Below are 7695 nucleotides of genomic sequence, written 5' to 3' on the forward strand. Positions count from 1 at the left end.
GTGGCGCAACTCGAGCGGGAAATCCCCGCCTACGTCCGACAACGTAACAAGAACCCCAAACCGTTCGTGTGGACCGCTACCGCCGACATGATCCTGGATAAAGTGGTAAAGGTTTGCGAACGAACTTCTAACTCACTACACTAGGCTAAGAACCTTCTTAGTCGGGCGCTACGCAGGCGACCCGTCCACTCGATTGCAGGCTAACGTGTTTCGCGGCAACGCTATTCTTTGCGGCGTTGACCTTGACCGTCGCGCTCTGCGAGCCTTTTGAAAGCATGACCGATTGCGCGCTCGGGTTGGCGTCGTCGATATCGGAGTCGACGCCCGAAGCTTCGGCGATCCGCAAGTGCCCCAGAGTGAGCGTCAGCGCAGCGAGCGTTCCCGATGGGCAAGCCGCAATCGCCTCTTTGAAGCCGATACTCGAAGGATTTACGGTCACACTTCCGCCGGCACCGGCTGCACCGAGCGTAACGAGAAGCAAAACGGCCGCGAACGTTTTCATCTTGATCTCCACATAGAGCGAGTCGCTGCGGTCCTGTTCGCGCCGCCGCTCGCAAAACATCCTGCTAAGCGCCCGCTGCTCCGCCGGTCGTGATTTCGAACCGGTTGCCGTCGGCGTCTTCGAAAAAGACCGCATAGTAGTCGCCGTATTCCGGATGCAAGCCCGGCCCTTCGATCGCGCGCGCACCGTGCCGTGCGGCAACGCGAGCCGCCGCGTCGACCTCTGCCCGCGTTTTGACCGCGAATGCGACCCTCATCGACCCGGCACGGTGCGCCGGATCGAGAATGAGACCGAATCTCGGACGACCGCCCGCGATCGTTTCATAGCCCGCAAAATCCGGGTCGTTTGCGAGCGGACGATAGCCGATTGCATCGGCGAGTCCGTCGAAGAGCGCGCGGGCCGCATCGAGATTGCGAACGTGAATGTCGACGTGGTGGAGCATAGCGCGCCCGTTCAACGGCGAAAACGCGTATCTTCCTTGTGCCGGCAGGTTTTGCCGGCGGCTCCGGTACAAGTGGAGCCTGCTATTTGCCGACGTAGCCAAGTGGTTGACGGCACCACACTTGTAATGTGGCCGCGAAAGCGCTCGCCGGTTCGAATCCGGCCGTCGGCTCCAGATTGCAACGCGCTGAAAGTTGGGTTCAATGGCTCGAGTTCTTCACTTCGAAATTCATTCCGCGGATCCTCAAGCCGCGGCTAAGTTCTACACCGACGTCTTCGGCTGGAAGATCGCCAAGTGGGACGGCCCGATGGACTATTGGCTCGTCTCGACCGGCGAGGGGCCGGGTATCGACGGCGGCATCGTGCCCCGCCAAGGCGCCGCCCCGGCTTCGGATGCCGCGGTAAACGGTTACGTCTGCACGATCGCCGTCGAGTCGCTCGATCAAACGCTCGACGCGATCGTCGGCAAAGGCGGCACGATCGCCTTCGACAAGCACGACATCCCCGGTGTCGGACTGCTCGCGTACTTCAAAGACCTTGACGGCAACATCTTTGGAGTGCTGCAGCCGCATTAGCTGCCGCCGGCGGCATCGTGTCGCCGGCGTTTTCGCTACTGGAACTCGAACTCTGCGAGGTTCTTTTCGATCTTCCGTTTCACACGCTGCAGGGCGTTGTCGATCGACTTGACGTGCCGGCCCAGATCGCGCGCCATCTCTTGGTAGCTCTTACCTTCTAAATATGATTCCAGAACTTGAGACTCCAGCTCCGAGAGATTCTGGCGGATGCGCTGGCGGATATCGTCGGAGACTTCCTGCGTGACGACCAGTTCTTCGGGATCGGAGGTCTTCTGCGACGCCATGACGTCGAGAAGCGTACGCTCGCTATCCTCGTCGTAGATCGGCTTGTTCAGCGAGATGTACTGATTGAGCGGGATGTGCTTCTGGCGCGTCGCGGTCTTGATCGCCGTGATGATTTGCCGCGTGATGCAGAGTTCGGCAAACGCGCGGAAGCTAGAGAGCTTATCGGCCTTGAAGTCGCGCACGGCCTTGTAAAGACCGATCATGCCTTCCTGGATGATATCCTCCCGATCGGCGCCAATGAGAAAATAACTTTTCGCTTTAATGCGAACGAAGTTTTTGTACTTGTTGAGCAGGTATTCCATCGCCAGGTTGTCCCCGGTCTTCGCGATGGCCACCAGGTCTTCGTCGACCCGCTGTTGGTACTCAACTCCATCCGCCGCTGGATGGGTCATTGCCATAGTTCTTGTCTTGCCTCGTGGGGTAGACGAGCCGCATGCGTGGGCCGGAGCCCATCTGGCACGGCACGTCGTCGCTTAGTATATAGGAGGTTCCCCCTCTCTCGTCAAGGACGAAGCGAGCATTCGCGCTGACGAAGGGCCTCATATATAACAACGGCAGCCGCGACCGAAGCATTAAGCGAGCCGACCCTACCTCGCATCGGAATTCGCAACAGGAAGTCGCACTCGCGCCGGACTAGCTGGGCTAAACCGCTGCCCTCGCTGCCCAGAACCAGCGCCAGGTCGCGGTTGAGATCTGCCTCCCAGAGAAGGGTCGCCTCAGGGCCGGCGTCCGCGCCGGCGACCCAAATATGGGCTTTTTTGAGGGTTCGAATCGCCTCGGAGACGTTGGAAACGCGGGCGATCGGCAGGTGGGCGGCGGCGCCGGAAGCGGCCTTCCGCACCGTGGCGTTGATTCCGGCGGAGCGGCGCTCGGGCAGGATCAGCCCGCCGGCTCCGGCCGCCTCGGCGGTGCGCACGATCGCACCGACGTTGTGCGGGTCGGTCAGATGGTCGAGCACCACGAAAAGCCGTGCGCCGCCCGCAGAGGGGGCCGCGAGCAACTCATCCAGCGTGCGGTACGGGAAGGGCGGGGCCACGGCCAGGACACCCTGGTGAGCCCGCAACGGCACCCGCTCGAAGAAGCCGCGCTGCTCGAAACGGACGGGGACGTCGCGCTCTTTCGCCTGCGCGAGGAGCGAACGCAGAGCGGCGTCTTTCTTGCGGTCGGCCAAGACGTGGATGACGCGCAGGCGCTCGCCCCCAAGCAGGGCTTCAGCGATCGCGTGGATCCCGTAGATCAGGTCGTCGAAATCCAGCTCCGGACGGCGACGCTGGTTCAGCCGGCGACGGTCCAGCTCGTACCTTCTTTCGAATCCTTGAGTTCGATGCCGCAGGCCGCCAGCGCGTCGCGCAGGCGGTCGGAGGTCGCCCAATCCTTGTCGTTCCGAGCCTGCGCGCGCAACGCGATGACGCGCTCGATCGCGTCGGGCGGGGGCAGCCGTGCGAGGTCGACGGCGCCGTCACCCAGACGGGCGTCCGCGAGCGCACGCTGCAGACGGTCGGCGAAGTCGGCTTCGAGCTCGAGGACCGGCTCGGCGAGCCATGACTCGTTGGGCTCGATGCCGAGGATCCTTAACCAGTAGTTCAGGCGGCCGAATGCGTCGGCCGCTGCCTGCGGGTCGGTGTCGGGGTCGGGCAAGTTGCCGACGAACTCGAAGAGCACCGCGAGCGCCGCGGCGGTGTTCATGTCGTCGTCGAGTGCGGCTTCCATCGCCGCGTCGAATTCCGAAAGCCGCCCCGGCCGCTCTTCACGACGCGTCGCCAAGAGCCGGTAGGCCGTCTTGACCCGCTCGAGCCCAAGTGAGGCGGCCGCGATCGAATCTTCGGTGAAGTTCATCACCTTCCGATAACCGGTCTGCAGAAAGAGCCAACGCACCGCCTGCGGATCGTGACGGCGCAGCATATCGACCAGCGGTTCGAAGTTCCCCAGCGACTTCGACATCTTGCGGCTATCGAAGAGCAGCAGGCCGCCGTGCACCCAGAAGTTCGCCATCGGCGGATGCGCCATTAGCGGCTCGCTCTGCGCGATCTCGTTTTCGTGGTGCGGGAAGATCAGATCGGCGCCGCCGCCGTGAATGTCGAAGCCCGTCCCTTCGGGGTCGAGCAGCTCGCGCGACATCGCCGAACACTCGATGTGCCAGCCGGGACGGCCCTCGCGGTACGGCTCGAAAGCCCAGCGCGGTTCGCCCGGTTTGGCGAACTTCCAAAGCGCGAAATCGAGCGGATCCTCTTTGTGCTCGTCGACCTCGATGCGCGCGCCCGCCTCGAGGTCGGCGACGTTTCGATTCGAGAGCTTTCCGTAATTGGCGAAGGTAGCAACGCGATAGTAGATGCCGTCGCGCGCGACGTATGCGTGTCCCAGCTCGATGAGCTTGCGAATCATCTCCTGGATCGGCTCGATGAAGAGCGTCGCGTACGGCTCGTGATCGTACTCGAGCACGCCGAGCTTGCGCATCGAGTCTTTGAACTCGGCGTAGAAGCCTTCGACGATCGCGTGGTAGTCGCCGCCGGTCTCCTTGGCGGCGTTGATGCTGCGGTCGTCGATGTCGGTGACGTTCTGCACGTACGTCACGCGGTAACCGCGATGCGCGAGATAGCGCCGCAGCACGTCGAAGAACAAAAAGGAGCGCGCGTGCCCGAGATGCGCCTGCGCCGATGGCGTGAGCCCGCAGACGTAGACGCGCACTTCGCCCGGACGCAACGGCTCGAACGCCTCGACCGAGCGGGTGCGAGTGTTGTACAACTTCAAAGGCTAAATGACCCAGCTCCAGGATTCTTCGGCCGCTTCGCCCTGCTCGACGTCGGTAAGCCGCCGTTCCAACTGCTCCACGCGTCGCGCTAATCGGACGATCGCGTCCGCCGTAGGATCGGGCATCTCGACTTGCGGCCTGGTGGAGACGACGCGCACCGGCTTGCCATCCTGCGCCACGACGCGCGCCGGTACGCCGACAACCGTCGCGTTGGCGGGCACGTCTTTGACGACGACCGAGCCGCCGCCGACCTTCGCATTGTCGCCGAGCACGATCGCGCCGAGCACGGTAGCGTTCACGCCGACGGTGACGTTACGGCCGAGCGTCGGATGGCGCTTGCCGCGCGAGAGGCTCGTTCCGCCGAGCGTGACGCCTTGATAGATCGTGCAGTCGTCGCCGACTTGCGCGGTCTCGCCGATGACGACGCCCATGCCGTGGTCGATGAACACGCCCTTACCGATCTCCGCAGCCGGATGGATCTCGACGCCGGTCAGAAAGCGCGAGATGTTCGCCAAGAAGCGCGGCAGGATCGGAATTCCAGCCCGATAGAGCGCGTGATTGAGCCGGTGCGCGAGCAGCGCGTGAAAGCCGGGGTACGAGAGCACCACGTCGAGCCAGCCGCGAGCGGCCGGATCGCGTTCGATCGGCGCCTGCAGGTCGGCAGCAATGGTCTCGAAGGGCTCGTCCATGTGCGAACAGTTTAACCCGGCCCGTCAACAAATGGGTTCGCGCTAGATTCCGGCGGACACAGAATCTAGCGCGAGGGAAAGCCGAGGGCGTCGAGGCCCTCGATCAGCGCGACGGCATGAACGGCAATGCCGCTGCCGTCGCCCGTAAATCCCAGCCCCTCGCTGCTCTTTGCCTTAATCCCGACGCGCGAAGCCTCGAGTTCCAGACGCGCTGCGACACTTTCACGCATCTGCTCGATGAAGGGCGCGAGCCTGGGCCGGTCGACGACGATCGTCGCGTCGACGTTGACGATCGCATAGCCCGCTTCGCGCACCGCCGCCGCGCACTGCGCGAGCAGTTCCATCGAGTTCGCATCCTTCCAGCGGAGATCGTTGGCCGGGAAGCGCGAGCCGAGATCGCTCAATCCCGCGGCGCCGAGCAGCGCATCGGCGATCGCGTGCGCCAGCGCGTCGGCGTCCGAATGCCCGAGCGCACCGCGTTCGAAGGGTACGTCGACACCTCCGAGTACCAAGCGCCGCCCTTCGACCAGCGGGTGCGCGTCGAAACCGTGACCGACGCGCGTCATCCCGCGGCGAGCGTTCGCGGACGGCGCCGGAGAATCACGTCGGCGCGGTCGACGTCCGCCGGAAGCGTCACCTTGAAATTCTCGCCGCTCGACGGAATGACGACGACCTCGACGCCGATGCGCTCGAGCAGCGCCGCATCGTCGGTCACTGCGGTGCCGTCCATTCGCGCGCGTTCGTGCGCGGCGCGCAGATCCGCCGCCCAGCCGAACTGCGGCGTCTGCGCGGCCCAAAGCTCGCTGCGCTCGAGCGTTCCGTCGACGATCTGCGTATCGGGGTCGACGCGCTTGATCGTATCGACGAGGGGTTCGGCCAGGAGCGCGCCCCGGCCGCGACGTGTTTCGCGCATGCCGCCGCGAACGTCGGCTTGTGTGACGAGCGGGCGCGCGCCGTCGTGGATGAAGGCCGCCTCGCAATCTTCGCTCAGCGCGACGATGCATTCGCGGGCGCTCTCCTGCCTCGTCGCGCCGCCGGCGACCACCCTGTGCGTAAGATTGGCGGCCAGGCGGCGCACGAGCGCGCGCATCGGTTCGATCGATTCAGGTTCGGTCGCAATCACGAGCTCGCAGATCTCCGGCATCGCGGCAAACGTTTGGATCGACCAGCCGACCATCGGCAGTCCGGCAAGTTCGATGAATTGCTTCGGCCGGCCCAGGCGCCTGCCGCTTCCCGCCGCGACGATCGCGGCGCCCCACCTCAAGAGGCGACGCCTTCGCGCTTCGGACGGGCGAAAATCATGCGGCCGGCGACCGTCTGCAGGACGCTGGTCACGATAACGTCGATCTCTTCTCCGATCAAACGCCGGCCGTGCTCGACCACGATCATCGTTCCGTCTTCGAGATAGCCGATGCCTTGATGCCCTTCCTTGCCTTCGCGGATGACCGCGACGTGCAGCTCTTCACCCGGCAGCACGACCGGTTTGACGGCGTTCGCGAGCTCGTTGACGTTGAGGACCGCGACGCCTTCGACGTGCGCGACGCGATTGAGATTGTAGTCGTTGGTAACGAGTTTTGCGCCGAGCTCCTGCGCGAGGCGAACGAGACGAGCGTCGACGTTCCCCATCGGCATGTCGTCGTAATCGCGCTCGGTAATCTCGAAGGTCGTCAGCTCTTGCAGGCGGCTGAGTACGTCGAAGCCGCGGCGGCCGCGCGTGCGCTTGAGCGGATCGACCGAATCGGCGATCGACTGCAGCTCGCGCAGCACGAAGCGAGGCACGACCAGCGCACCATCCAAAAATCCACTCTCGACGATGTCGACGATGCGCCCATCGACGATCGCCGATGTGTCGACGAGCTTCGACGTTGTGCTGCCGCCGCCGCCGGCTCCGTGCGGCAGCGGTACGATCTTCGTCTTCGCGCCGATTCTCGCACCGAGGTACGCGGCAAAGGTCGCCATGAAGAGGTAGAGGACGATCGCGATGTACGTGCCCGAACGTCCAACGTCGGAGATCAGTTCGAAGACGATTCCCTTGATCAGAAACGCGACGAGCAGGCCGACGACCAGACCGACCGCGCCCCCGGCGATCTCCGCCGGCGTCAAGCGCTCGATCGCGCCTTCAGCCTGAGTGAGCTGGCCCTCGAAAAGCGCTTGCGCCGCCGGTGCGAGCAGCGCGCCGAGGATCGCGCCTACGACCGGCGAGCCGATCAAGAAAATCAGCTGCCAGGTTTCGCTGGCGAAATGCGGCGAGAAGAGGCTGAAGTACGCTTCGCGCCCCAATAAGAAACCCGTCACGCCGAACACGATGATGAAGGCGATGCGTAGGATGGTTTCCGACAGGTTGTTTTTGACTACTCGAATGATATGAAGGCTCCGCAGACGTCGTTGGCAAGAAAGCGGCCTCGGCGCGTCAACCGAATCGCGTCCGAGGTGCGCTCGAGCAGACCCGTCTGG

10 protein-coding genes and 1 tRNA gene are annotated in these 7695 nt (G+C 64.0%); 2 read left to right on the top strand and 9 right to left on the bottom strand.

The genetic code is table 11. The features are described 5' to 3' along the window. Positions 1–157 precede the first annotated feature (157 nt). Both VGG51_06975 and VGG51_06980 read right to left on the bottom strand, forming a co-directional pair. The gene (locus tag VGG51_06975) at positions 158–562 is read right to left on the bottom strand and encodes a hypothetical protein (GenBank protein ID HEY1882765.1); all 405 of its coding nucleotides are present in this window, start codon (positions 560–562) and stop codon (positions 158–160) included. A gap of 4 nt (positions 563–566) precedes the next feature. Next, positions 567–959, bottom strand: coding sequence for a VOC family protein (locus tag VGG51_06980; protein HEY1882766.1), 393 nt, complete (start codon positions 957–959; stop codon positions 567–569). 73 nt (positions 960–1032) lie between these two features. Between VGG51_06980 and VGG51_06985 the strand changes: the two genes are divergently transcribed. Both VGG51_06985 and VGG51_06990 read left to right on the top strand, forming a co-directional pair. Continuing rightward, positions 1033–1118: transfer RNA gene (locus VGG51_06985), tRNA-Thr, on the top strand. A 28-nt stretch (positions 1119–1146) separates the two neighbouring features. Continuing rightward, on the top strand, positions 1147–1518 hold the full coding sequence (locus VGG51_06990; protein HEY1882767.1) for a VOC family protein: 372 nt from the start codon (positions 1147–1149) through the stop codon (positions 1516–1518). Between the two features lie 35 nt (positions 1519–1553). Here VGG51_06990 and sigH read toward each other — a convergent pair whose 3' ends face one another. From sigH to VGG51_07025, 7 genes are all read right to left on the bottom strand, one after another. Then, complete coding sequence (gene sigH / locus VGG51_06995; protein HEY1882768.1) at positions 1554–2195, bottom strand: RNA polymerase sporulation sigma factor SigH; 642 nt, start codon at positions 2193–2195, stop codon at positions 1554–1556. A 110-nt stretch (positions 2196–2305) separates the two neighbouring features. Further along, positions 2306–3175 carry a 23S rRNA (guanosine(2251)-2'-O)-methyltransferase RlmB gene (gene rlmB / locus VGG51_07000; protein ID HEY1882769.1) on the bottom strand — a complete coding sequence of 290 codons (870 nt, stop codon included), beginning with the start codon at positions 3173–3175 and terminating at the stop codon, positions 2306–2308. Continuing rightward, positions 3079–4545 (bottom strand): cysteine--tRNA ligase, encoded by a 1467-nt coding sequence (cysS, locus tag VGG51_07005; GenBank protein HEY1882770.1) that lies wholly within the window; start codon positions 4543–4545, stop codon positions 3079–3081. Before cysS ends, rlmB begins: the two co-directional genes overlap by 97 nt. Positions 4546–4554: 9 nt before the next feature. Next, positions 4555–5241 (bottom strand): serine O-acetyltransferase, encoded by a 687-nt coding sequence (gene cysE, locus VGG51_07010; GenBank protein HEY1882771.1) that lies wholly within the window; start codon positions 5239–5241, stop codon positions 4555–4557. Positions 5242–5306: 65 nt separating this feature from the next. Beyond that, complete coding sequence (gene ispF / locus VGG51_07015) at positions 5307–5807, bottom strand: 2-C-methyl-D-erythritol 2,4-cyclodiphosphate synthase (GenBank protein ID HEY1882772.1); 501 nt, start codon at positions 5805–5807, stop codon at positions 5307–5309. Continuing rightward, positions 5804–6505 (bottom strand): 2-C-methyl-D-erythritol 4-phosphate cytidylyltransferase, encoded by a 702-nt coding sequence (gene ispD / locus VGG51_07020; protein HEY1882773.1) that lies wholly within the window; start codon positions 6503–6505, stop codon positions 5804–5806. Before ispD ends, ispF begins: the two co-directional genes overlap by 4 nt. Then, positions 6502–7536, bottom strand: coding sequence for a PIN domain-containing protein (locus VGG51_07025; protein HEY1882774.1), 1035 nt, complete (start codon positions 7534–7536; stop codon positions 6502–6504). The genes ispD and VGG51_07025 overlap by 4 nt, the downstream gene beginning before the upstream one ends. Positions 7537–7695 lie beyond the last annotated feature (159 nt).

The organism is Candidatus Cybelea sp., from assembly GCA_036489315.1.
Lineage (GTDB): Bacteria > Vulcanimicrobiota > Vulcanimicrobiia > Vulcanimicrobiales > Vulcanimicrobiaceae > Cybelea.

Excerpts from the sequence above, each read along its gene's own strand:
- VGG51_06975 (HEY1882765.1), bottom strand. The coding sequence starts at position 562 with ATGTTTTGCGAGCGGCGGCGCGAACAGGACCGCAGCGACTCGCTCTAT.
- VGG51_06990 (HEY1882767.1), top strand. The coding sequence starts at position 1,147 with ATGGCTCGAGTTCTTCACTTCGAAATTCATTCCGCGGATCCTCAAGCC.
- sigH (HEY1882768.1), bottom strand. The coding sequence starts at position 2,195 with ATGACCCATCCAGCGGCGGATGGAGTTGAGTACCAACAGCGGGTCGAC.
- cysE (HEY1882771.1), bottom strand. The coding sequence starts at position 5,241 with ATGGACGAGCCCTTCGAGACCATTGCTGCCGACCTGCAGGCGCCGATC.
- ispF (HEY1882772.1), bottom strand. The coding sequence starts at position 5,807 with ATGACGCGCGTCGGTCACGGTTTCGACGCGCACCCGCTGGTCGAAGGG.